The 24,681-nt window shown below is 51.7% G+C and carries 22 protein-coding genes; 10 read left to right on the top strand and 12 right to left on the bottom strand.

Annotated features, from left to right (window positions below; translation table 11 throughout):
- Positions 1–75: 75 nt before the first annotated feature.
- Positions 76–1,170: a 2'-deoxycytidine 5'-triphosphate deaminase gene (locus ACJAZW_RS07620; RefSeq protein ID WP_415156690.1), complete on the top strand. Its 1,095-nt coding sequence runs from the start codon at positions 76–78 to the stop codon at positions 1,168–1,170.
- A gap of 773 nt (positions 1,171–1,943) precedes the next feature.
- On the opposite strand, the gene ACJAZW_RS07615 is transcribed toward ACJAZW_RS07620, so the two are convergent.
- The 3 genes from ACJAZW_RS07615 to ACJAZW_RS07605 form a co-directional block, all read right to left on the bottom strand.
- A complete protein-coding gene (locus tag ACJAZW_RS07615) occupies positions 1,944–2,345 on the bottom strand; it encodes an MAPEG family protein (RefSeq protein WP_415156688.1) in 402 nt (133 codons plus the stop codon).
- 295 nt (positions 2,346–2,640) lie between these two features.
- On the bottom strand, positions 2,641–3,996 hold the full coding sequence (locus ACJAZW_RS07610; protein WP_415156686.1) for an MATE family efflux transporter: 1,356 nt from the start codon (positions 3,994–3,996) through the stop codon (positions 2,641–2,643).
- A gap of 126 nt (positions 3,997–4,122) precedes the next feature.
- Complete coding sequence (locus ACJAZW_RS07605; RefSeq protein WP_415156684.1) at positions 4,123–4,428, bottom strand: hypothetical protein; 306 nt, start codon at positions 4,426–4,428, stop codon at positions 4,123–4,125.
- 79 nt (positions 4,429–4,507) lie between these two features.
- Here ACJAZW_RS07605 and ACJAZW_RS07600 point away from each other — a divergent pair, with 79 nt between their 5' ends.
- Positions 4,508–7,054: a ligase-associated DNA damage response DEXH box helicase gene (locus ACJAZW_RS07600; protein ID WP_415156682.1), complete on the top strand. Its 2,547-nt coding sequence runs from the start codon at positions 4,508–4,510 to the stop codon at positions 7,052–7,054.
- A complete protein-coding gene (gene pdeM, locus ACJAZW_RS07595) occupies positions 7,054–7,779 on the top strand; it encodes a ligase-associated DNA damage response endonuclease PdeM (protein WP_415156680.1) in 726 nt (241 codons plus the stop codon). Before ACJAZW_RS07600 ends, pdeM begins: the two co-directional genes overlap by 1 nt.
- Here pdeM and ACJAZW_RS07590 read toward each other — a convergent pair.
- The 5 genes from ACJAZW_RS07590 to ACJAZW_RS07570 form a co-directional block, all read right to left on the bottom strand.
- On the bottom strand, positions 7,776–8,219 hold the full coding sequence (locus tag ACJAZW_RS07590) for a GNAT family N-acetyltransferase (RefSeq protein WP_415156678.1): 444 nt from the start codon (positions 8,217–8,219) through the stop codon (positions 7,776–7,778). The genes pdeM and ACJAZW_RS07590 overlap by 4 nt on opposite strands.
- Entirely contained in the window at positions 8,219–8,677 is a 459-nt protein-coding gene (locus ACJAZW_RS07585) for a DUF3429 domain-containing protein (RefSeq protein WP_415156676.1), read from the bottom strand. The genes ACJAZW_RS07590 and ACJAZW_RS07585 overlap by 1 nt, the downstream gene beginning before the upstream one ends.
- Positions 8,678–8,684: 7 nt before the next feature.
- A complete protein-coding gene (locus tag ACJAZW_RS07580) occupies positions 8,685–9,449 on the bottom strand; it encodes a TIGR02186 family protein (protein ID WP_415156674.1) in 765 nt (254 codons plus the stop codon).
- Positions 9,446–10,375 carry a sulfite exporter TauE/SafE family protein gene (locus tag ACJAZW_RS07575; RefSeq protein WP_415156672.1) on the bottom strand — a complete coding sequence of 310 codons (930 nt, stop codon included), beginning with the start codon at positions 10,373–10,375 and terminating at the stop codon, positions 9,446–9,448. Before ACJAZW_RS07575 ends, ACJAZW_RS07580 begins: the two co-directional genes overlap by 4 nt.
- A gap of 125 nt (positions 10,376–10,500) precedes the next feature.
- Positions 10,501–13,896: a peptidoglycan-binding protein gene (locus ACJAZW_RS07570; protein WP_415156670.1), complete on the bottom strand. Its 3,396-nt coding sequence runs from the start codon at positions 13,894–13,896 to the stop codon at positions 10,501–10,503.
- A gap of 227 nt (positions 13,897–14,123) precedes the next feature.
- Between ACJAZW_RS07570 and ACJAZW_RS07565 the strand changes: the two genes are divergently transcribed.
- A complete protein-coding gene (locus ACJAZW_RS07565) occupies positions 14,124–14,528 on the top strand; it encodes a MerR family transcriptional regulator (protein ID WP_415156668.1) in 405 nt (134 codons plus the stop codon).
- Between the two features lie 92 nt (positions 14,529–14,620).
- On the top strand, positions 14,621–15,283 hold the full coding sequence (locus ACJAZW_RS07560) for a response regulator (RefSeq protein ID WP_415156666.1): 663 nt from the start codon (positions 14,621–14,623) through the stop codon (positions 15,281–15,283).
- Between the two features lies 1 nt (position 15,284).
- Here ACJAZW_RS07560 and ACJAZW_RS07555 read toward each other — a convergent pair whose 3' ends face one another.
- Positions 15,285–15,968: an ArsR/SmtB family transcription factor gene (locus ACJAZW_RS07555; protein ID WP_415156664.1), complete on the bottom strand. Its 684-nt coding sequence runs from the start codon at positions 15,966–15,968 to the stop codon at positions 15,285–15,287.
- 72 nt (positions 15,969–16,040) lie between these two features.
- On the opposite strand from ACJAZW_RS07555, the gene ACJAZW_RS07550 reads away from it, so the two are divergent.
- Positions 16,041–16,367, top strand: coding sequence for an NIPSNAP family protein (locus ACJAZW_RS07550; protein ID WP_415156662.1), 327 nt, complete (start codon positions 16,041–16,043; stop codon positions 16,365–16,367).
- The gene (locus tag ACJAZW_RS07545; RefSeq protein ID WP_415156660.1) at positions 16,364–16,708 is read left to right on the top strand and encodes an antibiotic biosynthesis monooxygenase family protein; all 345 of its coding nucleotides are present in this window, start codon (positions 16,364–16,366) and stop codon (positions 16,706–16,708) included. The genes ACJAZW_RS07550 and ACJAZW_RS07545 overlap by 4 nt, the downstream gene beginning before the upstream one ends.
- Position 16,709: 1 nt before the next feature.
- Here ACJAZW_RS07545 and ACJAZW_RS07540 read toward each other — a convergent pair whose 3' ends face one another.
- The gene (locus ACJAZW_RS07540) at positions 16,710–18,299 is read right to left on the bottom strand and encodes a hybrid sensor histidine kinase/response regulator (protein ID WP_415156658.1); all 1,590 of its coding nucleotides are present in this window, start codon (positions 18,297–18,299) and stop codon (positions 16,710–16,712) included.
- Between the two features lie 505 nt (positions 18,300–18,804).
- On the opposite strand from ACJAZW_RS07540, the gene ACJAZW_RS07535 reads away from it, so the two are divergent.
- The gene (locus ACJAZW_RS07535; RefSeq protein ID WP_415156656.1) at positions 18,805–19,443 is read left to right on the top strand and encodes a response regulator transcription factor; all 639 of its coding nucleotides are present in this window, start codon (positions 18,805–18,807) and stop codon (positions 19,441–19,443) included.
- Between the two features lie 173 nt (positions 19,444–19,616).
- Positions 19,617–20,021 carry an ACT domain-containing protein gene (locus ACJAZW_RS07530; RefSeq protein ID WP_415156654.1) on the top strand — a complete coding sequence of 135 codons (405 nt, stop codon included), beginning with the start codon at positions 19,617–19,619 and terminating at the stop codon, positions 20,019–20,021.
- Here the strand turns inward: ACJAZW_RS07530 and hemA are convergent.
- The gene (gene hemA / locus ACJAZW_RS07525) at positions 20,018–21,298 is read right to left on the bottom strand and encodes a 5-aminolevulinate synthase (RefSeq protein ID WP_415156701.1); all 1,281 of its coding nucleotides are present in this window, start codon (positions 21,296–21,298) and stop codon (positions 20,018–20,020) included. The two genes, ACJAZW_RS07530 and hemA, sit on opposite strands and share 4 nt — an antisense overlap.
- Before the next feature lie 567 nt (positions 21,299–21,865).
- Between hemA and ACJAZW_RS07520 the strand changes: the two genes are divergently transcribed.
- Positions 21,866–23,083, top strand: coding sequence for a Mur ligase family protein (locus ACJAZW_RS07520; protein WP_415156652.1), 1,218 nt, complete (start codon positions 21,866–21,868; stop codon positions 23,081–23,083).
- Here ACJAZW_RS07520 and ACJAZW_RS07515 read toward each other — a convergent pair.
- Positions 23,072–24,535 carry a pyridoxal phosphate-dependent decarboxylase family protein gene (locus tag ACJAZW_RS07515; protein ID WP_415156650.1) on the bottom strand — a complete coding sequence of 488 codons (1,464 nt, stop codon included), beginning with the start codon at positions 24,533–24,535 and terminating at the stop codon, positions 23,072–23,074. The two genes, ACJAZW_RS07520 and ACJAZW_RS07515, sit on opposite strands and share 12 nt — an antisense overlap.
- Positions 24,536–24,681: the final 146 nt, after the last annotated feature.

The raw sequence follows: 24,681 nt of genomic DNA, 5'->3' as shown, positions 1-24,681 counted from the left end.
CAAAATGTTGCTAGAGCCTGCCAATGTTGCTAGACAAGAGCCAACAAAAACTCTTGGGCGGATTTCAGCACACATATGGTAGGCGCAACAGGTATCTTTTCTGCACACATGATTGCAGATCTCAACGCATCAGGTTCCATCAAAACATCAAAGCCATTTGACGATGATCAAGTGCAGCCCGCCAGCCTGGATTTGCGCCTGGGCGATATCGCTTATCGCGTCCGCGCTAGCTTTTTGCCCGGACCGGGCAAAGCCGTTCAAGACCGGATCAACGATCTTAAATTGCACGAAATTGATCTGTCCGTCGGCGCGGTGCTGGAGCGTGGATGCGTTTATATTGTCCCGCTCATGGAAAGCTTGAAGTTGCCATTAGCTGTTTCAGCTACGACAAACCCAAAGAGTTCCACCGGGCGTTTGGACATTTTCACGCGCGTCATCACCGATCAGGGCCGCGCCTTTGATACCGTGCCAGCTGGCTATCAAGGCCTGCTCTATCTGGAAGTCAGCCCGCGTACTTTCCCAGTGCTCGTGCGCCAAGGGTCGCGCCTTAGCCAGATCCGTTTCCGCGAAGGCGATACTCGCCTCAATGTGGCAGAACACCAAGCCTTGCATAAAGAACAAACCCTCGTGTTCGATCAAAACGCCCCCGTCGACAATGGCGTTGCCCTATCGATTGATCTTAAAGGCGGCGATCGTGGCGGGTTAATCGGCTACCGATCCAAACGCCACACAGCCGTGGTCGACGTTGATAAAAAGTCGGCACTGGATATTTTGGATTTCTGGGAGCCGATTTATGATCGTGGGTCGGGCGAATTAATCCTGGACCCAGATGAGTTCTACATTTTGGTGTCGCGCGAGGCGGTGCATGTCCCGCCCGATTTCGCTGCTGAAATGGTGCCGTTTGATCCGCTAATGGGCGAATTTCGCGTGCATTATGCGGGCTTTTTCGATCCCGGATTTGGTCATGCCAACGCCGCAGGTGCGGGCAGTCGCGCAGTTTTGGAAGTGCGCTCCCGCGAAGTGCCGTTTTTGGTGGAACATGGCCAAACCATTGGTCGCTTGATTTACGAGCGTATGGCTGAGCGCCCACAAAACCTTTATGGCGCGGACCTAAATTCAAATTACCAAGGTCAGCACCTCAAATTGTCAAAGCACTTTAAGGCGAACTAGACCACTGGCTCGAGGCCAGGGTGGCCTGTGGGTTTGGTAATCCCGTTACCACAAACGCTGCGGCATCCCCGGCCAACCAAGTGGCGTTCGCGCCACGCAGGCTGAGCCGGGGTCAGTTATTGGTCGCTTGAGGCGACAAGAATAGGTCCCGGATCAAGTCTGGGACGGTACGATTTTCTTTGTAAAACACGCCCTTTGTACCGCCCCGCACGCGATGCGGGGGCCTCATTGCGATGATGTAAAGCGCCTCCCACCCTTAATCCCTCCCCACCAGGGGGAGGGAGACTAGACCTTGCCATACCCCGCGTCCGTTCTCCCCGTCAGAACGGTGATTAAGGTCTGACTGTCAAAGTTCAAAAAGTGCTAGAATTTGTGGTTCGTTCTTTGCTGGGTCCCCGGGTCAAGCTGGGGGCAAATGCTTTGGCGGGCTGATATACGGTCGAATTGTTTTCCGAACCATCCCGGACTTGATCCGGGATCGCATTTCCATCTGCCATGCATCATGGATCCCCGGATCAAGCCGGGGGATGACGGTGGAGTATGGCGCAGGAATTGGACACCGTTTGGCGACGCGCAAGACCCATTTCCCTCCCCCTGGTGGGGAGGGATTAAGGGTGGGGGGCTGTTAAGAATAGGTCCCGGGGACTCATCTGAGCCAGCTTCTCCTTAGACAAAAGCGAATGGCTGAGTAGTAAGACCAGCTCAATTCATAAGCGGGTAAACCGCAGTCCCAATCGGTGATTGCGGATCTACAGTCAAAATAAATTCGTGGACTAGAGGACGCCGGATACGATGATTTCATAGACCAGGTAAAGCGCAGAAAGGTTTGCCAACCCAAACGCTGGAACGCGGGCGAATGGCCACCCAATATAGTACAGCACGCTAAACAGAACGCGCCCGACAATGATCAGCAACGCAGCAAACTGCGCGCTTTCGCTTTGCAGTCCAATAAGTGCCGCAACTGCCAGTACGGGCACAAGATAAGCGGAAGCTTCGACCTGATTACGATATGTGTTGGCGATCCTGACCGCGAGCGGGGAGAGTTCAATGTTCCCTTTTCGGTTGGATGAGAACCCATAGCCAAATCCTTGGGTCGCGTAGGTGAAAAATATTTGGTTTGATAACAAGATCATGGTCAAAATTGCGAATGCAATTAGTGCAGCTGTGAAAGTCATGTTGTTCTCCGTTAAACTCATCAACAACAAATCAGATTTAGCTGTGTTCCAAAATCTAAAATATCTCGCATAGGTGGTTCATTTTTGAACCACCAGGTTAAGTGTTTGGAGGAAGTGTTAGGTGACCCCGGATTAAGTCCGGGGATGCTGGCGGAGTATAGCGCAGGAATTGGACACCGTTTGCGACGCGCAAGACCCATTTCCCTCCCACTCGTGGGGAGGGATTAAGGGTGGGGGGGCTGTTAAGAGTTGATCCCGGATCAAGTCCGGGAATGCTAGGGGTGGGAGTTGCGCCTTACGCGCCAGCTTCTACCCGCATAAACAGCTCCGGCATCCGGATTTTCAACAGGGCCAAAAACACCAAACTACGTCCAGCGAACCAGAGGTGCAGCGCCCACCAGAGGCCTGCAATGCCCCAAATGGGCGTCAAAACTGCCCACACAACAGCAAAGATTATGGTCGATGCAATCATGCCGTTGCGCATGTCAGACCCCATGGTTGCACCGGCAAAAACACCATCCATCACGAAGGCCAAAACACCAAATACGGGTGCAATCGCTGCAATCAACAAATAATCACGCGCGGTCTGGCGCACCACTTCGCTGGTGGTCATGAAGTCGATAATGGTCGGCCCGCTGATCATAAAAACAATCGTCAGCATGCCCGACAGAATGAACCCCCAAAGTGTGGAAAGCTTGATGGCATCTACAAATGCCGGTCGCCACCGGGCGCCAATCGCCTTGCCGCAAAGTTGTTCTGAGGCGGCGGCAAGACCATCCAAAAAGAACGCCGCGACCATCAAGAAATGCAGCAAAATGCCGTTTGCCGCCAGAATGTCATCCCCCGCCCGCGCGCCCTGCGACGCGAAAAACGAGAACACCGCACTGAGCAAAACCGAGCGGATTAAAATGTCCCCGCTCAATCCCAACAAACGTTTGATCTGGGTAACGTTCAATAAATCGATTTCACTCAGTTTGCGCAACAAACGCGAATGGCCACCAAGTTGCACGATGGCCCAAATGAATCCGATTGCGAGCATCAAAATCTGTGCTGCAACGGTACCCCAAGCGACGCCCTCAATGCCCATATCTAATCCAAAAGTGAACCAGATCGAAAGACCGATATTCGCCAAATTGAGGATCAATTGTAGGATGAGGGCGACGAAACTTTGGCCGCGTCCTAAGAACCAACCGACCAGCGCAAAGTTCATCAAAACAAATGGGGCTGCCAGAATGCGGATATAGAAATAGGTCTTGAACGCGTCCACGACTTGTTCGCTCGCGCCATAAGCAACCCCCGCAAACTCGGCGATCGGCACCATCAATGCCAACACAAATAGTCCGGCGACAAAACCGACGGCCAAAGCCCGCACCAAGTGAGCAGCTTGCGACGCGTCATCACGTGCACCAAATGCTTGCGCGGTTAGGCCGGTGGTCGACAGACGAAGAAAATAGAAAATCGCAGCGATGAAATCAAAAACCAGCCCGCCGATCAGCAAGCCGCCCAGCAAGTCAACTTCGCCCAAACGTCCTACAATGGTGGTGTCTGCAATGCCAACCAGCGGTTCTGTTACAAAGGCCACAGCTGTCGGCAGGGCGATCAGCCATACGTCCTTGTGACCCACTTTAAAGGGAAAACTCGTACCGCTCATATTCATTCACCCAAAGGAAAAGGCAACGCAATGTAGAACGCGTGTTGCCGATAGATTCGCCAAGGATGGACTTTAGCCGCAGCCCGCAATTACGCAAGCCGCGCGCCATCAAAACAATTGATGGGCTTATGAAAGCCAGCGACGCCAAAGGCGGATGAAAATGTACAACGGAAACACAATTGCCGCTCCAAAGCCAAACCAAATGCCAATGTCGCCCATAAAGCTACCAAGGTCGGCAAAGGTGCGACCGATATAGAAGCCGAGCGTGCCAAAAATGGTTCCGGGCGTGATGTCGATCATGCGCATCACAAAACCAACGATCAACGAAAGGATTACTAGCTTAAAAAACACCTTGCGCGGGCTGCCGCCAAAAAAGTCATATTTGTCGCGGCGGCCTTCTTGCCGTGTGTCACTATTGTTAGAATTGCTCATTTTGTTCCCCAAATAAATCTAGCGGCTGAACACACGAAAACACTAGCGATCAGCGCATTGTGCGTTAAATATAGGTGTAATGCAAAAATCAACAAGCGCCCCATCCGCAAAAAAACCAATTGATGCCGATCTGTTCGCTCAGGCGTGGGGGCTGCCGCCAGTGGTGCGCGATTGGTTTGTGGGCAAAAACTGGGCCCCTCGGCAACACCAACTCGACATGCTGGAGGCCGATCGATCTGGTAAATCAGCGCTGTTGATTGCCCCCACTGGTGCAGGCAAAACACTGGCTGGCTTCCTGCCCTCAATTGCTGAATTAGCGGTTGAACCGTTCGACGGTATGCACACGCTTTACATTTCGCCGCTCAAAGCCTTAGCCGTCGATGTGGCCCGCAATCTGATGGACCCAATTAGTGATATGGGGCTCAACATTCGGGTAGAAACCCGCACGGGCGATACACCCTCGTCGCGGCGGCAACGCCAGCGGTTCGACCCGCCCAATATTCTGATGACCACGCCAGAGCAATTGGCGCTGATGTTGTCGCACAAAGAAGCGCCCAAACTGTTCGGCTCGCTCAAACGCGTGGTGTTGGACGAACTGCACGCGCTCGCCCTGTCAAAGCGCGGCGATCTGTTGGCACTCGGGTTGGCCCGTCTCGGCACGCTTTGCCCCGATCTGAAAATCTCAGCGCTTTCTGCAACTGTTGCAAAACCTGAACTGCTGCGCGAATGGATCGGTACGCCAAAACCTGAGCGAGAAGTGGCGTTCATCACCAATGAGGGTGGCGCGGACCCAGAGGTTGAAATTCTTGCCAGCGATGATCGCGTGCCATGGGCCGGCCATTCCGCGCAATATGCGGTGCCAGAACTATTGGAGATCATCAAACAAAACGGCACGACTTTGTTGTTCGTTAACACCCGGTCACAAGCTGAATTGATGTTCCAATCGCTATGGGAGTTAAACGAGGATGGCCTCGCCATCGCTTTGCATCATGGCTCATTAGACGTTGAGCAACGCCGCAAAGTTGAAGCGGCTATGGTGGCAGGCAAACTGCAAGCGGTGGTCTGTACCTCAACGCTTGATCTGGGCATCGACTGGGGCGACGTGGACCTAGTGATCCAAATCGGCGCCCCCAAAGGTTCTTCGCGATTGTTGCAGCGTATCGGGCGATCAAATCATCGATTAGACGAACCCTCGCGCGCGCTGTTGGTGCCAGCAAATCGATTTGAGGTGCTCGAATGTGAAGCCGCAAAAGAGGCGGTGAAGGAACGCGCACAAGACAGCGAAGACCCGCAGCCGGGTGGCTTAGATGTGCTGGCGCAGCACGTGCTCGGCGTCGCATGTTCTGCCCCATTCAATGCGGTGCAGCTCTATGACGAGATCATTCGCGCATGGCCTTATCGCGATCTTGAATGGGAACAGTTTGAACGTGTCGTCGATTTCGTCGCCACGGGCGGATATGCGTTACGCGCTTATGAGCGCTTCGCCCGATTGCGCAAAACTGAAGATGATACATGGCGTATAGCCCACCCAAAAATTGCACAGCAATATCGCATGAATGTGGGCACCATCGTTGAAGAACCAATGCTCAAAGTGCGGCTGGTTCGGTCGCGGGGGCAAAAGCGTGGGGCAACAACCGGGCCCATTGGCCGAGGCGGGCGGGTGCTTGGCGAAATCGAAGAATATTTCATCTCCCAACTCGCACCGGGCGATACCTTTATCTTCGGCGGTGAAATTGTCGCCTTTGAAGCTTTGAAAGACACAGAAGCCTATGTGTCGCGGGCGGTGGCGAAAAACCCAAAAATCCCGTCATATATGGGCGGCAAATTCCCCTTGTCGACCTATCTTGCCGAACGGGTGCGCAAAACACTTGCAACGCCAAAACTATGGCAAGCACTGCCCAATCAGGTCAGCGACTGGCTGCGCCTGCAACGTGATGTGTCGACCCTGCCGGGCACAGATAGCTTGCTGGTGGAAACATTCCCCAAAGCCGACAAATTCTTCATGGTCTGCTATCCGTTCGAAGGGCGCTTGGCCCATCAAACTTTGGGCATGCTGTTGACCAAACGCCTAGAGCGAGATCGCGCCAAACCGCTTGGCTTTGTCGCCTCAGAATATGCATTGGCCATCTGGTGCGCCACGGACATTGGCGCGCAGTTCAAGCGCGGTCGCTTGTCGCTTGATGAACTATTCGACGAGGACATGCTGGGCGACGATCTGGAAACTTGGCTTGATGAATCAAGCCTGATGCAGCGTACGTTCCGTAATTGCGCGATCATCTCAGGTCTGATCGAACGCCGCTATCCGGGGCAAGAAAAATCGGGACGCCAGATCACCATGTCGTCGGACCTGATTTACAATGTGCTCTACGAACATGAGCCTGACCACATCCTTATCCAAGCCACCCGCCGCGATGCGTCCCGCGGACTATTGGATATCGAGCGGCTCGGCACCTGTTTAAAACGTATTCGACGGCATATAATCCATCAAGATTTGGAACGAATCTCTCCGCTGGCGGTGCCCGTCATGCTGGAAATCGGCAAAGTGCCGATCTTTGGCGAGGGCCGGGAAAGCGTATTGGCTGAAGCGGCTGAGGATTTATTGCGCGAAGCGGCAGGAAAACATTGATGGAATTTGAAATGACCCGATCAGCGCGAACACCTTCGCCCCAACAATATGAAGGTTATGACCTGCCATTTGCCGGGGTGGAAATGGTCGCGCTATTGTCAGGCGGCATATATTGGCCTGAACATCAAACACTGCTGGTTGCAGATTTGCATTTGGAGAAAATGTCGTCATTCGCCAAATCGCGCCAATTTCTACCGCCTTATGATACGGGGGCAACGATCAAACGCTTGGCTGACGATGTGACCGCAACTGGTGCTGAACGCATCATTGCGCTGGGCGATAGTTTCCACCGGGATGAAGGCACCACAACGCTTTCGGTTGACGATGCAGATGCGCTTGCTGTGCTAACCAAGCGGACAGATTGGATATGGATCGCGGGCAATCACGATCCCGCAACCCATGAATTGGGCGGTAATTGTTGTGAGAGTGTAGCGCTGAACGGGCTGACCCTTTCCCATGAGCCAGATGCTAAAGTTGCCAACCAAATTGCGGGCCACTTGCACCCCGCAGCCCATGTGCGCATGAATGGGCGATCCATCCGCCGTGCATGCTTTGTACAAGACGAAACCCGGTTGATCATGCCCGCCTATGGGGTATCGACGGGCAGTCTAAATATCCTCAATTCGGCATTTGCCCCAGTGATCAATCGGGAGCAAATGAAGATCTCGGTTATTGGGCGTGATCAAATTTATCCGGTGGCGCGACGCCATCTGATCGGGCGCTAGAACTTGATTTGAAATCCGGTCTTATTCTGCTTAAAGCCTGAGGCCTCATAAAAGGCCAGCGTTTCTGGGCGCTTAGAACCCGTCATCAGCATTAGCTTGTAACAGCCGATGCGCTGCGCCCGTTGTGTCGCCTCTGCCAATAGTTGGCGACCATAACCCAAGCGTCTGTGATCCTTGTGGGTGACAACATTCTCGATCAGACCAAAGGGACGACAACCACGGGTTAAATTTGACAAAATATAGAGCGTACAAACGGCAACGATGATACCGTCGAGTTCGCCGACAATAATGTCTTGCATTGGGTCATCAATGGACAAGGTGAGGGCATTGCGGAAAGCGGGTTCGGACACTTCAGGGTCGTTCGGGTGCATGTGCGCGTAAATGTCTTGCAGCGCAATATTATCCAATATGGTTGCGTTTCTGATTTCGCATCTCATCATCAGCCAACAATCAATCTTACGACAAAGATCAAGATGAGCGTAAAGCAAACAGCCCAAGTTAAAACCGCGCGTAGCCGTGCATAGGCTTGCGGTACGCGGCCACGCATGCCCGCAGAAACATCCCAAACGCCTTGGATGGCAAAGCCAATGGTGAGAATGATCAGGCCGACATTTATCGGCAACAACAGCGTAATGAACCCCGCAATTGAGCCAAATGTACCCACAATATAGGTGAGGTCTGTACCGGCGCCACCCTGCAAACGAATGCCCCAGCGTACCCCGCCAAGGAACGACAAGATGAGCGCACCATAGCCCACCAGTGCCCGTTCCAAAACCACAGGTTCAAAGGGCGATAAGAATGGGAAGAGCGTAAAAACAAGGCCCAAAACAAATGGCAGCAAGCCTGCAAGACCAGCGAAAGCCACCGTTCGCGACCAAAAATGAGGTAGACTGTTCATTGGCGTGTTACCTCCTAAATGCGACTCCGCTCAACCACCCTGTAAATATCGCCAGTAAAACGGACACAAGTCCATAAAGAAATGAATAGTCTTTCGCGCTTGTCGATAAAAACCGTTCAAATCCCACAGTGCGCACCGAAAATCTTTGTGCTTTCTTGGCCTTCAACTTGCCGTCCTGAAACAAATATGTAATCGCGATATAGTTGCCGTTTGGCACATGCGCAGGCAGTTCAATCCGAGCCGAATAAAATGTATCCGAATGAAAGGTTACGCCGTGGTCAATCCGTTTATACAGATATTGCTCTTTCATTAGTCGGATAAGTTCTTGGCTAAATTCACCCACATTGGCAGTGTTTCCAATCGGTTGCAGAAATGGCGCACTGTCAAATGCCAACCCGTTTACCGCCAGTTCTTCTGGATCAGCTATTTGCTCAAGCGGCAGGTTGGAGATGATGTGGAAGAACGAGGGGAAATTCTTAAAAGCAATTTCCTCGCCATTTAGCCAAATACCAAATTGGTTGGTTTTGCGCCGCGCCACGCGTGTTGAGGTTGGTCCGCGCACAGCAATAACAATATTATAGTTGTTGGTTATCGCATCAGCCTGTTGATCGAAGGCTTTCTCTATGTTGCCAAAGAAGGTGATTTCTTCGCCAGCGAAAGTGGAGGTAATTGATATCTGCGGATCAGAACTTGCGGACACAAGGCGCTGGGCAACGGCTTCAAAAATGCCAAAAAGACTAAACAGCAAAACCGCAAGGAGGCGAAAAATCACAACGTACCCCCTGACAAAACGGTCATCGAAAACGGATCTGCGGGGTTAAGCAAAAGCGACATGGCAAAACGAATGGCAACCGCCAGAACGATGATTGCCAATAGGGCCCGTAATTGCTCGCCGCGCAAATGTTGTCCTGCGGAAGCCCCAAATTGTGCGCCGATGACCGAGCCAACCATCAAAGAGAACGCCAGCAAAATGTCAACGGTTTGGCTGTTCACCGCATGCAAAATGGTCGTCGCAGCCATAATGGCGAGCACTTGCAATAATGATGTTCCAATGACCACCGAGCCGGGTACGCGTAATATATAAATCAGCGCCGGCACGAGAATAAACCCACCGCCAATCCCCAGCAATGATCCCAAAAATCCAATGCTCGCACCAATCACAACGACAGGTAATATGCTGACATAAAGATTTGATCGCTTGAAGCGCACACGGAAGGGCAGGCCATGCACCCAACTATGCTGCCCAGGCAGCTTATGCGGTATTGTTTTGCCCGCCTTGTGTTTGATGATTGAACGCGCGGCCTCAAACAGCATGAGGCTGCCGATTGATCCCAAAAAGATCAAATAACCAAGGGAAATAACCAAGTCTAGCTGGCCAGCTGCGCGCAAAATGCCAAAGGTCCAAACCCCGCCAAAAGCGCCCCATATGCCCGGCACAATCAGGAACAGAGCAAGTTTAACGTCAATGCCGCCGCGTCGCCAATATGAAAGTGCGCCCGATGTTGACGCCGCAACAACTTGGCTGGTCACAGAAGCAACAGCCACAGGGGCTGGAATGCCGGAAAAAATGAGCATCGGGGTGAGCAAAAAACCACCACCAACTCCAAATAAACCAGAGAGGAACCCGACCGCGCCGCCAAGCCCAATCAACATGAAAATATTGAGTGAGATTTCGGCGATAGGCAAATAGAGTTGCACGGCGGTGCATCCTGGTTCTTGAGGGCTCAGTTAGTCCCGGTTTAGGCCCACGCCTATACCCTGTCAATCGCTCAAGTCGGGCGAACCGCCCGCATTTGGACTAATTCGTTCAACCTTTGCGGCAGCTAAACAGGTTGACCGTTCAAAACCGTCAAAAGTCTAGGATTGATGGTGCCACTTTCATTCATGCCCAACACGCGCTCAAACTCCAGAATGGCGTCGCGTGTATTGGGTCCCATAACGCCGTCCGGTGTGCCCAATTGGAAGCCGAGTTTGGTCAGCGCAATCTGTACGCCCATCACAACCTCACGCTGTTTGATTTCAGCACCAGGATTGAAATTTTTGTCCCAAGTGCCAATCGGCGCAAAATTACTGGCCAAGTCAATTGGCTCTGCACGCCACTGTGCAAGTTCTAGCTTGATGGCGCTCATTTGGGTTGGATCAAGCGAGCGGGCAACGTCGTCGCGGGCTTTCTGGGCGTCTTTGTCACCGTTCGCCGCTGCAATTGAGAACCATTTATATGATTGTTCAAAATCTTGGGTGACGCCGAGCCCGCGTGCATAAAGCATGCCCAAGTTAAACTGGCTATCCAATACGCCGCGTTTTGCAGCTTCCTCAAACCATCGTGTGGCAGCGTTGAAGTCGCGTTCACCGTCAGGGCCGCTCGCATACAAAGCTGCCAGGTTGTGCATGCCCATGCGGTTGCCCGCCTCAGCGGCACGCAAGTACCAAAGTTTGGCCTGGTCAAGGTTTTTTTCGATGCCTAATCCATGCTCAAACGCTGTACCAAGCCTATATTGCGCAGCGGCAAACCCGCTGGCGGCGGAGCGCTCGAACCACTTTACAGCCGCTTGAGAATCTTTGGGCACTGCTTTGCCTTCAGCAAAGATCAAACCAACTTCGTACTGGGCGCGTGGATCGCCATTTGCTGCGGCTTCGCGCAAAGCAATTGGCCCCAATTCGGTTGGTGGCAAAGCCACTTCTATCGGCGAATTTGGAATGCTTGCCGTCACGGTTTGCGTATCAACCAATTGCGGTGTTGGCGCAACCAAACCAACATTTTGCTCGATCATGGATGTGGCGCTCGTCAACGAGGCCGTTTGGGTTGGCATAGGTTGCGAATTTGAAAGCGCGGTTTCGACTTCGGTGAGACTTATTTGGCGTGGCGCTTCGCCCACATCTTGCGACCCAACAGTGGATGGAATGCCGACGTCTTTGATGTCTTGGCCTTTGTCGAGCACCAAGTTGGCGGTCATCGCAATAATTGCAACAATTGACGCAGCAAGCAGAATTGGCTGTCGGTTGCGCGTTAAAAAGCTCTCTGGGTCTTCGGGCAAAGCCTTGGGGTCTTTGTTGGCATGGTCTGCCACATCCAAATCGGCGAGCGTGCTATGTGGTTTTGGTGTTTGTACCAAAGATTGTGGGCGCGCCGGCTCTGGTCCCACAGACAAGGTGCGCACATCTTCGCTGGCTTGCTCTTGTTCATCAAGGATTTCTGCAGTTTGCTCAACCTGTGGCTCTCGTTGTCCAGGGATGGGCTGCTCTGCGCGTAGTGTTTCTGTTGGCTCGTCTTTAGATGGTTGCTTGTCCTGTTTGATCGATTTGATGCGATCAAATGCACGGCCCAAAAGTCCACCGCTGCTAACGGGGGTGGGTTTTGTATCATGACGTTCAACAGAGGCGCGCCGGGCTGCGGCGATGAAGCTTTCACGTGATTGTTGCGCGATGGATTTTTGATCGCTGGCTTCAGCCTCAAAATTGTGTGACTGCGGAATTGGCGCGGATCGTTCTGCGACTTCATCGCGGACGAAAGAAGATTTTGGTACTGGTGGCACTTCAGCATTGTTTGATGTTGGCGCCGGAGGGGTTTGCTTTTGCAACGGCTTGTGTGTCTGCAACGACTTGGTAACATTAGCACGATCGACCGGCGGAACATTTGTCGTGGCGGCTGGTGTAGGCGCTGTTCTTTGCGGGACAGCAGAAGCTGTCAGCGCCACAGGCTCAGCTGCTGAAACCGATTTTTGAACTGGACCGGACGAAGCAGAAAGCGCTTCAAGCCGCCTTAAGCTGCTTGACAGGTTATTCTCGATAACCCGTAAATCGTCATACTGATCTTCATTTGCAACCTGCACATTGCTTGGTAGGCGAGAAATGGCAGCCGAAATGCGATCTTCCATTGCCTGCAAAGCGTCCAGGGAAACCTGTGCGCCGCCATTCGCAACAGACCCGGCGCTCCTAAGCTCCTCAAGAGCTTCGGCAAGGCGCGTCTCCATCGCTTTCAGCATCACAAATGTTTCGGGTGATCCTGAATTGTCGCCGCCCAAAGATTGGGCGGTTGAAATGCCTTCAATCGCACGGGCGATGCGATCTTCCATCTCCTCAATGCGTGTGGTGACATGCTGGTAGTCTGACGCGCCGCCAGGAATTTGACCTTTTGCTGCAAAATCGTCGAGCCGACTTTCAAGCGCGGTGAAGCGGGGTTCGAGCGCATTGACCAGCTGGCCGCGCAAGCCCTGCATCTCGCGCTTAACATCGTTGGTGAGGCTTCCTGATTGACCATTGTCCATGGCTGACAATCGCTGCGAAACATTCTCGATTTGCGCTAAGATGTTGTGGCTTTGGTCATTCGCGTCGCGTTTTTGCATATCGCTAACCGCGCGTGCAATTCCAGCAATGCCCTTCGCAATCGTTTCAATGCTGCTATTTGGTTTGTCGATGCTGGTTTCGAGCGTATCAAACTTCTCGTAAATCGAGCGAATGCTCTCTTCGATACGTTGTTGACGTTCGTCGCTTACATCTTTGGCTTCATGGACCTTAATTTGTTCAATATGTCCAATTTGGCGGACTTGCAGTTCGGCCAATCGTTCAAGCGCATATTGCAGCCCGTCGAGTTGGTCGCTGATCGCCATCGCTTGCGGCGACTTATGTTCGTCAATTTCTGTACTCAGATTTGATATTTGGTTTTCAATACGCGCAAAACTGTCTTTACTGGGTACCGCACCTGCCAGATCGCGAATACTGCGGTGCAAACCTTCGATTTGCCCAGTCAGCTCAGCGAAATCGTGAGTTGGACCGATACCCGCCTCATCAACTTGTGGCTGAACTTGTGCCATGCCGCTAGGAATATGTGGGGCAGGGATGTTTGCATCCATTTGACCAGTTGAGGCCCGAATTTGCGCAATTGCGGCCTCAAGGTCATTATTTGCGAACCGCTTTTTCTTTTTCTTGGATTTTTTCTTCGGCTTGACTTGTTTCGCGCCCAACAGATCAACCGCGGTTCGAACGTTCAACAGCGCTTCCTGGCGCCGCATCTCCAAATCACTTGCCGCATTCATTGCTTGTGAAATGGGGGCTTGTACGTTTTGCTCTTGCTTGTCGCCATCTTCAAACTCTAAAATTTGGTCTTGAACCTGTCCCAAAAGGTCTTCAAGCTCATTCTTTAGCGCGTCCCAGGGTTGGGGGGCGGCGTTGTATCGGCTGGATGGCGGCGTCTGGGCCGGATATGAGCGACTTTTTGGCATATTCTATCCACAAAAGGGGCGGCAATGAATCGAGCTGCTCGAATATCAAGTTCTCGAACAGCCCTACCTTTCAGTGAACATGGTAAAGAAGCTGTTAACTCTTGGTTCAAATTGGCTAATATTGGCAACGATTCGCCATCAGCGATCGATTTGCGGCGATGTGCGCCTGCACAATCATTGAATTTTGACTATACTTAAACCCCATAACAGAATTGGTGAGGGCCAACATGTCAGCAAATGCCGGCGGACACGTTTATACGATTGGAGATTTGGCCGATTTTTTTGGCATAACTCACCGTGCCCTGCGCTTTTATGAAGACAAAGGCATGCTTAAGCCCAGAAGGATTGGGCAAAAACGCCTATATTCGAATAGGGACCGCACAAAGTTGCGTTTGATTTTGAATGGCAAGCAAATCGGTATGACCATTCGCGAGATTCAAGATTTTCTGGAAAGCTACGAATTGCGTGATGGCAATGATGTGCAAATGCGCAAAGCGCTCGCAAAGGTAAGGTCGCAACGGCTGCTGCTCAAACAACGACGCGAAAGTATTGAAATGAGTTTACTTGAGCTAGAGCGGGTAGAAGCGATTATCGCCGGAATGGTTGAGGCGGGCGCGTCGCTTGACGAGTAAACCAACATGCGAACTTGAAACTGGCAAGCGTGACTTGTTATGTGGCAATTGTTACGCTACACCAGATTTATAAGGGCAGCACAGGAAGCCAAATGTCTGTAAATCGCATCATTATTGCCGACGATCATCCGTTATTTCGGGCAGCGCTGCGCCAAACAATTGAAGCTGAAAATGGTGCGGATTGCACGATTGAGGAAGCTGGCGATCTAAATAGTCTGACATCATTGTTGGAACAAAATCGCGATTGCGATTTGGTTCTGCTTGATTTGGCAATGCCCGGCGTTCGTGGATTTTCTGGCCTGTTGCTGGTCCGCGCTCAGTTCCCCGAAATTCCTGTGATGATTTGTTCGGCCAGCGATGATGGGGCCACAGTGCGCCGCTCAATCGATTTGGGTGCCTCCGGATTTTTGCCAAAATCTGTTGGACCGGAGACCATTCATTCCTCAATCAAGACCGTGCTTGCTGGTGGTATTTGGGTGCCCGATGGGTTCACTTTCGATGACGAAAGCAGCGAGATTGCTGAATATACGAAGCGGCTTGCCACATTAACGCCGCAGCAGGTGCGCGTATTGATGATGCTTTCTGATGGGTTGATGAATAAGCAAATCGCCTATGAACTGACCGTATCTGAAGCAACAGTAAAAGCGCATGTTTCCGCCATTCTGCAAAAGCTAAATGTTGACAGCCGCACCCAAGCGGTGATCGCGGCGTCCAAGCTGGAACAAGGTCAAATCGATGCGGTAACGCGCGGTTAATTCACTTGTTTTGCAGCAATAACAAAAACTGCTTTTCTCCGTCCCTATTAAAGCGAATTACCCTGGAATTAGGTTCACGCTTTGCCCAATTGAGTGCATAAAGTTGCTCCAAAATGGCTTTGCCCAACGTTCCTGCCAAATGGGTGCGGCGTTCGCTCCAATCAAGGCATTGAAGGCATAAGGGACGCCGCGCGGACTGGATCGTGCGCACATCAATACCAAAAGTACTGAACATCTCAGCGCCGGCTTCGCTCAACTCTAGGTCTTCGCCGTCTTCATGCAAATGACCGTTTGCGATCAACGCATCATAGAGCTGAATGCCCTTGTTCCCAGCCAAATGGTCATAACAAACCCGTGCGTCGCGCAGCGCCGGATCACGCGGGCCGGTGCGGGTGCGCAAATGCCCCTTCATGGCAGCCAAATGCATGAGATGTTCTAACACAGCGGCCACTTCATCATCCATTAAGGCGAAATAGCGATGCCGACCCTGCTTACGCATACGCACAAGACCACCTTCTACCAATTTGGACAAATGCCCGCTTGAGGTCTGCAACGTTACGCCCGCTTCTTGCGCCAATTCGGTGGCGGTCAGCGCTTTGCCGCTCATCAACGCAGATAAGATGTTGGCGCGCGCCGGATCGCCAATCAATTGGCCGATGCGGGAAATGTCGGGTCCGTCTTTCATAGTTCGATCATAGCCGAAGCATTCACGCGGATCAATATGGCAAAAGCGGGGTTCAATCAGAAGGAACGCGCAATGATTACCTGTTTCATTCAATACCAAATCGACCCGACGAAGAAGGCCCAATTCGAGCAATATGCGCAAAATTGGGGGCAGGCGATCCCGCGTTGTGGGGCCGATTTAGTCGGCTATTTTGCGCCGCACGAAGGTTCTTCCACGTTGGCCTACGGTGTTTATTCGATTGAGAATTTGGCGGCCTATGAGCAATATCGAACGCGGCTTTCTGCTGATCCGCTAGGACAGGAAAACTATCAATTTGCGCAAAAAGAAAAGTTCATCCTCAAAGAAGATCGCACGTTCCTAACTCTCGCTTCTGCGCCACACGCGATGCCAAAATCATGATCGCGGTGATTTTTGAGGTTATGCCGCACCAAGAGCATAAAGATGCCTATTTGGACATAGCAGCACAATTGAAAGGTGAGCTTGAACAAATCGATGGCTTCATCTCAGTCGAACGTTTTCAAAGCCTGACGCATCGGGACAAAATACTTTCGCTTTCGTTCTTTGAAAATGAAGCGGCTGTGCTGACTTGGCGCAACCTACCGAGCCACCGTTATGCGCAAAAAGCCGGGCGAGGCAAACTATTCGTGAACTACCGTCTGCGTGTTGCGTCAGTGCTGCGGGATTATGGTAAAAACGAACGCCATGGGGTGCCCAAGGATAGCCAAGACGTGCACGGCTAACTCAAGTCAGTCGCCCAATTAAGGCCCGCAGAGCTGCGGGTTTCACAGGTTTTGGCAGAATAGAAATGTTGCGTGCCTCGGCCAATTCGCGAACCTGTGGTGTGCGGTCTGCGGTGATGAGAACAGCGGGCAAATGCCCACCAACATTTTGCCGGAGCCACTCAATTGCGTCCAAACCAGATGTCTGATCAAGGTGATAATCCATCAAAACCAGTTCAGGAATCCAGCCTTCCAAGGTGGAAGATTGCGAAATCGACTTGAGCGATTTGGCCGTGCGCACATCGCAGCCCCAACCGGACAATAGCGCTTGCATTGCGTCCAAAATATCTTCTTCATTGTCAACGCATAAAATCTGTTTGCCCAAAAATTGCGCAGCATTCACAGCGATTTGTGCAGGTTCTGGCTCAGCAATTGGGGTTTCGCCCTTGTTCGCTTCGGCGACGTAAATTGAAAATCGTGATCCCTTATCGACTTCACTCTCGACTTCAAGCTGCAAATTAAGCGTGTCGCAAATACGTTGCACAATCGACAGGCCAAGTCCCAACCCGGAGGCAATACGGGCACCGGGCTCAAGCCGCGAAAACTCGCCGAAAATCAGTGAATGCTGGCCTTTGTCGATGCCAATGCCGCTATCGATAATATCGAGGCGAATTTTGTTTCCCCGCTTGCGGCACCCCACCAAAACTGAGCCGCCTTCGGGCGTGTATTTTATGGCGTTAGACACAAGATTTTGCACCACACGAGCCACCAAACGGCGGTCTGTACGCACAACGCTGTCTGCCCCCACAAGGCGGAGTTTTATGTTTTTTTCAGTCGCCGCAGGTTCAAATTCCACCCGGACTTTGCGCAATAATTCGCGGATGGAGAACACGGAAATTGCGGGTTTGAGCGCCCCGCTATCGATGCGCGAAATATCTAACAGCGCCGACATAATGTCTTCAACTGCGCCAAGCGATGCATCAATATTTTGCGCCAAACGCGCCAAATCCGAACCATGGGCGCGCTCAATCATGGTGGATGTATACAGCCGGGCGGCATTCAAGGGTTGCAATAAATCATGGCTCGCAGCTGCCAAAAAACGGGTTTTGCCCAAGTTTGCAGCATCGGCCTTGGCCCGCGCGCGTTCGAGCTCTGAGTTCAGCAAGGTGAGGGCTTGGGTGCGATCTTGTACCCGCGCTTCAAGGTTTTGGTTGACCCGCGCCAGTTCACGTTCGGCCTCAACCCGGCTGGAGACGTCAGTGTAGCTGATCACCAGCCCGCCATCGGGCAAATGGTCCGTTCGCACTTCAAGATGTTGCCCCTTGTGCCCCGACCGTTCTGTTAAACCAACGTTCCGATTTTCGATCTGCGCCATCCGTTGGCGCGCCAGGGTTTCAAAGTCACCGTCACCAAAATCGCCGCGCTCCACCAAAAATTGAACAATCGCCGACAGTTTGGTGGTTGGTAAAACAAGCGCGTCGGGCAGGCCCAATAATTCTTGGAATAGCGCATTTGATAAGACCAACCGGTGGTCAGCATCAATCATGGCGATGCCTTGACCCAAATGATCAACAACAATGCGAAAAGTCGGGCCTTCGTCGGTCAAACTCAAATGCTTTCTCCAGTGCCTATAACAGAATGAAGCGTAGCGCAGGGCGCGCGTCCAGCTAACATTTTAGTGCGCATAAACGCAATCATCGACTGCGAATCATCTTGGAAACTACGCAATAGCGTTGGTAAACGAGATGAATATTATCCTGATGCCTGATGTGCCGATCGCCGCCAGACATATCATTTATCGTGAGATTTCACATATTTAGGTTGCAAAATACCAAATATGCAATTTTTAGTTGTATTATGGCGAAGGAAAATATACCTATACTAGGCATGATTACCTATATACGGAATTGTACGGAGACATCTACGTACTCTTCCAATCGCAGTCAACCTAACTACCGAATCTGCGCATAGGGATCATACTGATTAGGTGCTCCCCGCATCGTATTTTAGCGGGGCGTTGAATGTTTTAGATAATTTTAGGAGCAAGCCATGCGTTTTATTACCGCACTCCAATTCAAGGCTAAACCGAACGCAATTTGTGCGTTTGGAGGTCACCAATGACCGCTGACATTTACTATCACAATGCATTTAACAAGGACCGCATGATCCATGTCGTGGACGGTGATCACGGCACTTGCGAAGCGCTGGGCGTTCTGTTTCGTCTTGAGGGCTTTCAAACAGAAACATCTCAATCCATTACCCATTTTCTGGCGAAATTGGATCGGCGTCTTCCAGATGTGATTGTCATCAATATGCAGGTGGATGGGGAAGATACGCTCCCGACAGTTATGCGGGTCAAATCTATGCGCACTGGTTCGCCCGTCTTTATGCTGGCCGACAGCCAAAATGTGGGTGGCGCGGTTGAGGCAATGAAAGTTGGAGCCGCAGATGTGATTTCAAAACCCATCGATACCGAAAAACTGGTGCGCGCTGTGCGCGACGCGTTGCGGCGGGACGTGCATATTGGCGCGGTGCAAACTGGATACCACCGGCCAGTTGAGGTGCGAGGTTTCAACCAGCTCACGCCAAGAGAACGTGAAGTGTTGCAACTGATCACCAACGGGCAATCGAACAAAGAAGCCGGTCGCGAATTGGGGATAAGCCCGCGCACGGTTGAAGTGCATCGCTCTCGCGTTATGGAAAAATTGGGTGCGCGCAATACAGCAGATCTCGTTCGCATCGTTTTGACAAGCTGAACCCCTCCCTCCGCTTGGCAATAAATGCGAACCAATTGGGTGGCTTATGGTCACCCAATTTTGCCCTTGAAATCAAAGCAGCGGCGTTGCAGATTGGTCCCATCGCCATCAGGACGACCTGAACCAAAAGGCCAGATATTTCGGGACGACCCGCGAAAAAAGGGAACAGCCTGATGACAAGCACAACGCCCAGTTCTGACATAGGTGAACTGCTAAAAAGTATGGACCCCACGCTTTCGCCCGTCCGCTATGCTTTTGCAACGGTTCAGCAAACTATTGTTGATCAACTCAATTTTGCGCCTGTACTGACTTTTGTGGAAGACGAGGGGGTAACGCTTATCCTGCGCCAAGAAGACGCCATAAACGCCAGCATCGAGCATGAGTTTATCTGCCAAAAAATTACGCTCAGTGTGCACTCAGCACTTGCAGCGGTTGGCTTTATGGCGGCAATTTCTGAAAAACTTAGGCAAGTGGGTGTGCCATGCAACGTGGTCGCAGGTTATCACCATGACCACTTGTTTATCCCAGTCGACAAGATCGAAATCGCAATGACTGCGCTCAATGAATTGGCAGGCTAGCCACCTGTTGTGGGCAGAACCAAATCGCCAGAATTAAGCGCATGGGCGGTAAGTTGTGACGTATCGATATTCATCGGCAGGTCCAACACTTTCCAAACGCTAACCAAAGCATCGCGCAACTCAAACAACATCTCATCGGTGTGCAACGGTGTTGGCGTTATCCGCAACCGCTCAGTGTCTTTTGGCACCGTTGGGTAGTTGATGGGTTGAATATAAATGTTGTGTTTGTCCAAAAGCATGTCGCTTGCCGCCTTGCAGCAGCGTGCATCGCCAACAATTACAGGAACAATGTGGGTGTCGGTAGGCATGACCGGCAGGCCCGCGGCCGATAGAATTTCTTTGGCCTTTCGGGCTTGTCGCTGCTGGCTTTCTCGCTCCGAGTTTGAACTTTTCAAATGCTCAATCGACGCATGCGCTGCTGCGCAAAGCGCTGGTGGCAAAGCTGTGGTGAAGATAAACTCAGATGCATACGAGCGCACAGCGTCAACAATTGGCTGGCTTGCGGTAATATAGCCGCCCATCACGCCATATGCTTTGGCCATGGTGCCTTCAATAATATCAATACGCTGCATGAGCCCGTCGCGCTCACAAATTCCCGCGCCGCGTGGACCATACATGCCAACAGCATGCACTTCATCAATGTAAGTCAGCGCGTTGAACTCGTCCGCCAGATCTGCGATCTGTTCGATCAGGGCGACGTCGCCATCCATTGAATAAACAGATTCAAAAACAATCATCTTGGGGCGATCTTTGCCAGCCGCCTCCAAAATTTCACGCAGATGGGTCATGTCATTATGACGGAAAATCTTCTTTTCCATACCAGACTGTTTCACACCCGCAATCATCGAAGCGTGATTGAGTTGATCCGAGATCACCAAACAATCAGGGATGAGCCGCGCAATCGTGGAAATTGATGCCTCGTTAGAAACAAAGCCAGATGTAAAAACCAGCGCCGCTTCTTTGCGGTGCAAATCGGCCAATGAGCGTTCCAACTCAACCAGTGGCCGGTTGGTGCCTGCAATGTTGCGCGTACCACCGGCACCTGCACCCAGCTTGCCCGCTGTGTCTTGCATGGCAGCAATGACTTTGTGATGTTGCCCCATGCCCAAATAGTCATTGGAGCACCAGATGGTGATCTCGCGTTCATTGTCAGCACTATCGCGATAGATCGCTTTGGGGAAATGTCCGGCAATGCGTTCCAAATCGGCAAATACGCGATAGCGTTTTTCACGACGCAAAGTATCAATGGCGTCCTCAAATAGTCCGCGATAATCCATCAATTGATACCCCTATCTTACATAACCTAGCACAAATAACTCGGCCCTTTATACCCAAACTATATCGATACACCGATCAGGCAACATGACGCAGGTCAATTCATCCCGATTGCTCGACAATCTTAGTGGTCAGCATTGGCCTTGCCTTAATATTTAGGGCATTACGCAAAAACCACAACCAGATTGCGGTATTTTACACATCACTTTTTTTGATATCTCCATTTTTCCTGCCGGGCAATCTATCCACCTATGCCTGAGCAAACCGCGAAAAACCTAATCAAAATGGCAAGAACACCTAGCCGCCATGGGGCCAGCTTGACATCAAATCCGGGCCAATTGTGTTTGTGCTAGGGCCGTCGCAAAACTTTGGCGTGTATTTGCCGCAAGCAATGAACCAATTTCGTGTACACTGACCCATTGTCGAATGGTGCCGGGTTGTCGTGAATGTCCACGGCTGCGAGAGTAGGCCTGTGCAAAGTTTCACACCAACTTTGATGCCTTGTTTTTAAAGAACTGAGAAAATCGTTGCAAACAACAAGACAAAAAATCAGCGTTTTTAAACATCAAATGTCAGAAAAACTGGCAGGAAACTGGTATCAATTGGTGCGCGCCAGCGAGCGCAGGGCAGCGGTCAAAAATATCAAAGAAAAAACGCCGTTTGTGGTCGGGGTTACCGGAAGTTGCGGCAAATCAACCACCGTAATGCTGGTTAATCGCATCTTGTCAAAAGCCTATGGACAAGACGTGCAAATGGGGTACTCAAGCAATTCTCAGCGCAGCGTCTACAGAACGTTTCGAAAACTTGTTAAGAACAACCAAACCGTGGTGCAAGAAATATCCGCGGCCGGTGGGTCAGGTTATTTGGACTATCTCGTGCGCGATATCCCCACAAATATTGCCGTTTTAACGGCCATTGGCACAGATCACGCCAAAGCGTTCCCGTCTTCACATGATATTGTTCTTGAGAAAGAGAAAATCCTCGCCTCGCTCGTGCCGGGGGGGACGGCCTGCCTCAACATCGACGATGAACATATCGCTCAAATTGCAGAACGTGCAAATAAAGACGTCAAACAAATAACGGTCAGCTGTGAACGTGATGCTGACATCCGCGCGCATATCCGCAGTGCGGACTGGAAGCGGCAACTGTCATTTGACGTCACAGTCGAGGGGCATACCCATTTTGTGCAGACCAAATTCGTAGGAACCATTGCGCTGCACAATGTACTTTTGGCCATCGCTGTTGTGCATGCAATGGGGTTGGCAATCGAACCTGCAATTAAAGTTCTCGCTGAAATGGGATCAATTGAAAACCGGGGCAATATCCAGCAAACACAAGACGGTCAGAGTTTCCTGCTCGATAGCTATAAGGCACCGCTTTGGTCCACACAGCTGTTCATCAATGACTTGGAGAACATAAGAAATGGCCCGATGATCATGGTGCTCGGTCATTTGTCGGACACAGGCAATGGTGGGGCACAAAAATATAGGCAAACGCTGAATCGTGCTTTACCCCATGTCGACTTGTTGATCGGGATTGGCAGGTGTTATTCAAGTGCGCAAAGAATAAAAAAGGCTGACCCAACCGCGAACGTATTGGCTTGTGAAACGATTGATGACGTGTTGGCGGCAATTGCGCCACATCCTGACGCCCTCATCATTCTAAAATCGGCCAAAAATGCAAAAATCTGGCGGATATTTGCTGCAAAAGACGCTCCAGTTTCTTGTAAGGTTCAGCTTTGTTCACTGGAAACTGAATGTAAGAACTGCAAACTGTTACGCGCCTAATTCGGCAAGTAACTGATCCCCCAGCCGTAAAACTTCATCGACCAAACCGTCATCCTGACCTGTCACACTGCGTGCGCCAACAAAACAGGGGCGGATAGCCAAGATGTCGCCAACCTTGGTGGTGCTGGGGATAAAGGTGTTGCCACGCACCAAGCGACGGTGAATGCGTTGATTAAAGGTATTGAGGTCGTCAATGCCAGGCGCAACATAACGAAAACAACAAATTGACAGGCTCGGCTCCAGAACCAGCTCCAGCCGATCATCTGCCCGTGCACGTGCCGCAACCCGCTGCGCCATGTCATTGTGCCGTTTTATGCGCTGCCGCATGCCATCAACGCCGATCTCTTTGAGCATCGCCCAAACAGCAACGCCGCGCGAGGGGGCGCTAAGTTCAACCCCAAAGTCAAAATAGGGGATGCCGAAATCGTCCATCGAATGTGTCGGGGTGTTTGCCCCATCCTGGTAATCAACCGAACCCTCTAAATAGTCCGCAGGTTCCTGCGTAAAAGCGCGATGCAATATCTTGCGGTCGCGGACGAAAGTCGCGGCGATGCCGACGCAAGCCCCCAACCATTTGTGCGGATCTACAATGACGCTGTCGGCAAGTTCTAATCCATCAAATAGGTGCGCAATACGATCATCCAAAACACCGGGTAATCCATAAGCACCATCCACGTGAAACCAGATTTTGTTGGCAACAGCGATTTCGCCTATGGCGCGAATTGGGTCGATTGCGCCGGTATTGGTGCTTCCAGCATTCGCAACAATTGCGACAGGCAATAGATTTGCAGCCAAATCTTCTTCAATGGCGGCCGCAAGTGCTTCAGGCCGCATACGCTTTTGATCGTCGCAGGCGATCAAGCGGACGCAGCGTCGCCCTAAGCCCAGCACGCCAGCTGACCTCTGAATGGTGTGGTGACACTCAGCGCTGGCATAAATCCGCACCGGTCGGTCCACACCCTCAGCCGCAACATCATGCCCCACCTGTTCAAATGCCCATTGCCGCGCACCACCCAACGCGATCAAGTTTGCGACCGATCCGCCCGTCGAGTAAATGCCTTTCATGCCCGCGACGCCGCACATTTCTGACAGCCAATCGAGCGACAATTCCTCCAAGAAATTAAAGGCGTTTAGTGTGTAGCGTTGTGGCGAGCCAATTGACCCGGCAGCTGATGCAATAGCCGATGCCGTCGTACCACCCGTGGTAATAAACGATGTAAAACCGGGTCGAATAATTGCAGAGCCATTGGCGATCACTTGTTCAACAAGCAGCTCGCTTACCGCCTCAAGGCCGACGCCCGTTTGTGGCAGCGGCTCGTTCAGGCTCTCTTGCCATGTCTTGCCCAGCGCGAGCGCATCTTCGTGTTCAAATTTTACGAATTCATCCAAACCCGCCCCAATTTTGGAAAGATAGGATTGGAATTGGCCTGTTTCGGCAAAGTCTTTGGACATAAAGGTGCTGCATTTTCGCGTTGTTAGATTCGGTGGGTGAATAACTTGCTCCGTTAACGAGCACAATTTCAACTCAAAAATCTAGTCCTGATTAAGGACCAGACGAATGCAAATTGGCTGCAACCATCAGGTTGAGGGCCTGAAAT

The organism is Maritalea sp., from assembly GCF_047634455.1.
In the GTDB taxonomy this organism is placed as follows: Bacteria; Pseudomonadota; Alphaproteobacteria; order Rhizobiales; family Devosiaceae; genus Maritalea.
This window is presented reverse-complemented; position numbering and strand designations above follow the sequence as displayed.

Excerpts from the sequence above, each read along its gene's own strand:
- ACJAZW_RS07620 (WP_415156690.1), top strand. The coding sequence starts at position 76 with ATGGTAGGCGCAACAGGTATCTTTTCTGCACACATGATTGCAGATCTC.
- ACJAZW_RS07615 (WP_415156688.1), bottom strand. The coding sequence starts at position 2,345 with ATGACTTTCACAGCTGCACTAATTGCATTCGCAATTTTGACCATGATC.
- ACJAZW_RS07610 (WP_415156686.1), bottom strand. The coding sequence starts at position 3,996 with ATGAGCGGTACGAGTTTTCCCTTTAAAGTGGGTCACAAGGACGTATGG.
- ACJAZW_RS07605 (WP_415156684.1), bottom strand. The coding sequence starts at position 4,428 with ATGAGCAATTCTAACAATAGTGACACACGGCAAGAAGGCCGCCGCGAC.
- ACJAZW_RS07600 (WP_415156682.1), top strand. The coding sequence starts at position 4,508 with ATGCAAAAATCAACAAGCGCCCCATCCGCAAAAAAACCAATTGATGCC.
- pdeM (WP_415156680.1), top strand. The coding sequence starts at position 7,054 with ATGGAATTTGAAATGACCCGATCAGCGCGAACACCTTCGCCCCAACAA.
- ACJAZW_RS07590 (WP_415156678.1), bottom strand. The coding sequence starts at position 8,219 with ATGATGAGATGCGAAATCAGAAACGCAACCATATTGGATAATATTGCG.
- ACJAZW_RS07585 (WP_415156676.1), bottom strand. The coding sequence starts at position 8,677 with ATGAACAGTCTACCTCATTTTTGGTCGCGAACGGTGGCTTTCGCTGGT.
- ACJAZW_RS07570 (WP_415156670.1), bottom strand. The coding sequence starts at position 13,896 with ATGCCAAAAAGTCGCTCATATCCGGCCCAGACGCCGCCATCCAGCCGA.
- ACJAZW_RS07565 (WP_415156668.1), top strand. The coding sequence starts at position 14,124 with ATGTCAGCAAATGCCGGCGGACACGTTTATACGATTGGAGATTTGGCC.
- ACJAZW_RS07560 (WP_415156666.1), top strand. The coding sequence starts at position 14,621 with ATGTCTGTAAATCGCATCATTATTGCCGACGATCATCCGTTATTTCGG.
- ACJAZW_RS07555 (WP_415156664.1), bottom strand. The coding sequence starts at position 15,968 with ATGAAAGACGGACCCGACATTTCCCGCATCGGCCAATTGATTGGCGAT.
- ACJAZW_RS07550 (WP_415156662.1), top strand. The coding sequence starts at position 16,041 with ATGATTACCTGTTTCATTCAATACCAAATCGACCCGACGAAGAAGGCC.
- ACJAZW_RS07545 (WP_415156660.1), top strand. The coding sequence starts at position 16,364 with ATGATCGCGGTGATTTTTGAGGTTATGCCGCACCAAGAGCATAAAGAT.
- ACJAZW_RS07535 (WP_415156656.1), top strand. The coding sequence starts at position 18,805 with ATGACCGCTGACATTTACTATCACAATGCATTTAACAAGGACCGCATG.
- ACJAZW_RS07530 (WP_415156654.1), top strand. The coding sequence starts at position 19,617 with ATGACAAGCACAACGCCCAGTTCTGACATAGGTGAACTGCTAAAAAGT.
- hemA (WP_415156701.1), bottom strand. The coding sequence starts at position 21,298 with ATGGATTATCGCGGACTATTTGAGGACGCCATTGATACTTTGCGTCGT.
- ACJAZW_RS07520 (WP_415156652.1), top strand. The coding sequence starts at position 21,866 with ATGTCAGAAAAACTGGCAGGAAACTGGTATCAATTGGTGCGCGCCAGC.
- ACJAZW_RS07515 (WP_415156650.1), bottom strand. The coding sequence starts at position 24,535 with ATGTCCAAAGACTTTGCCGAAACAGGCCAATTCCAATCCTATCTTTCC.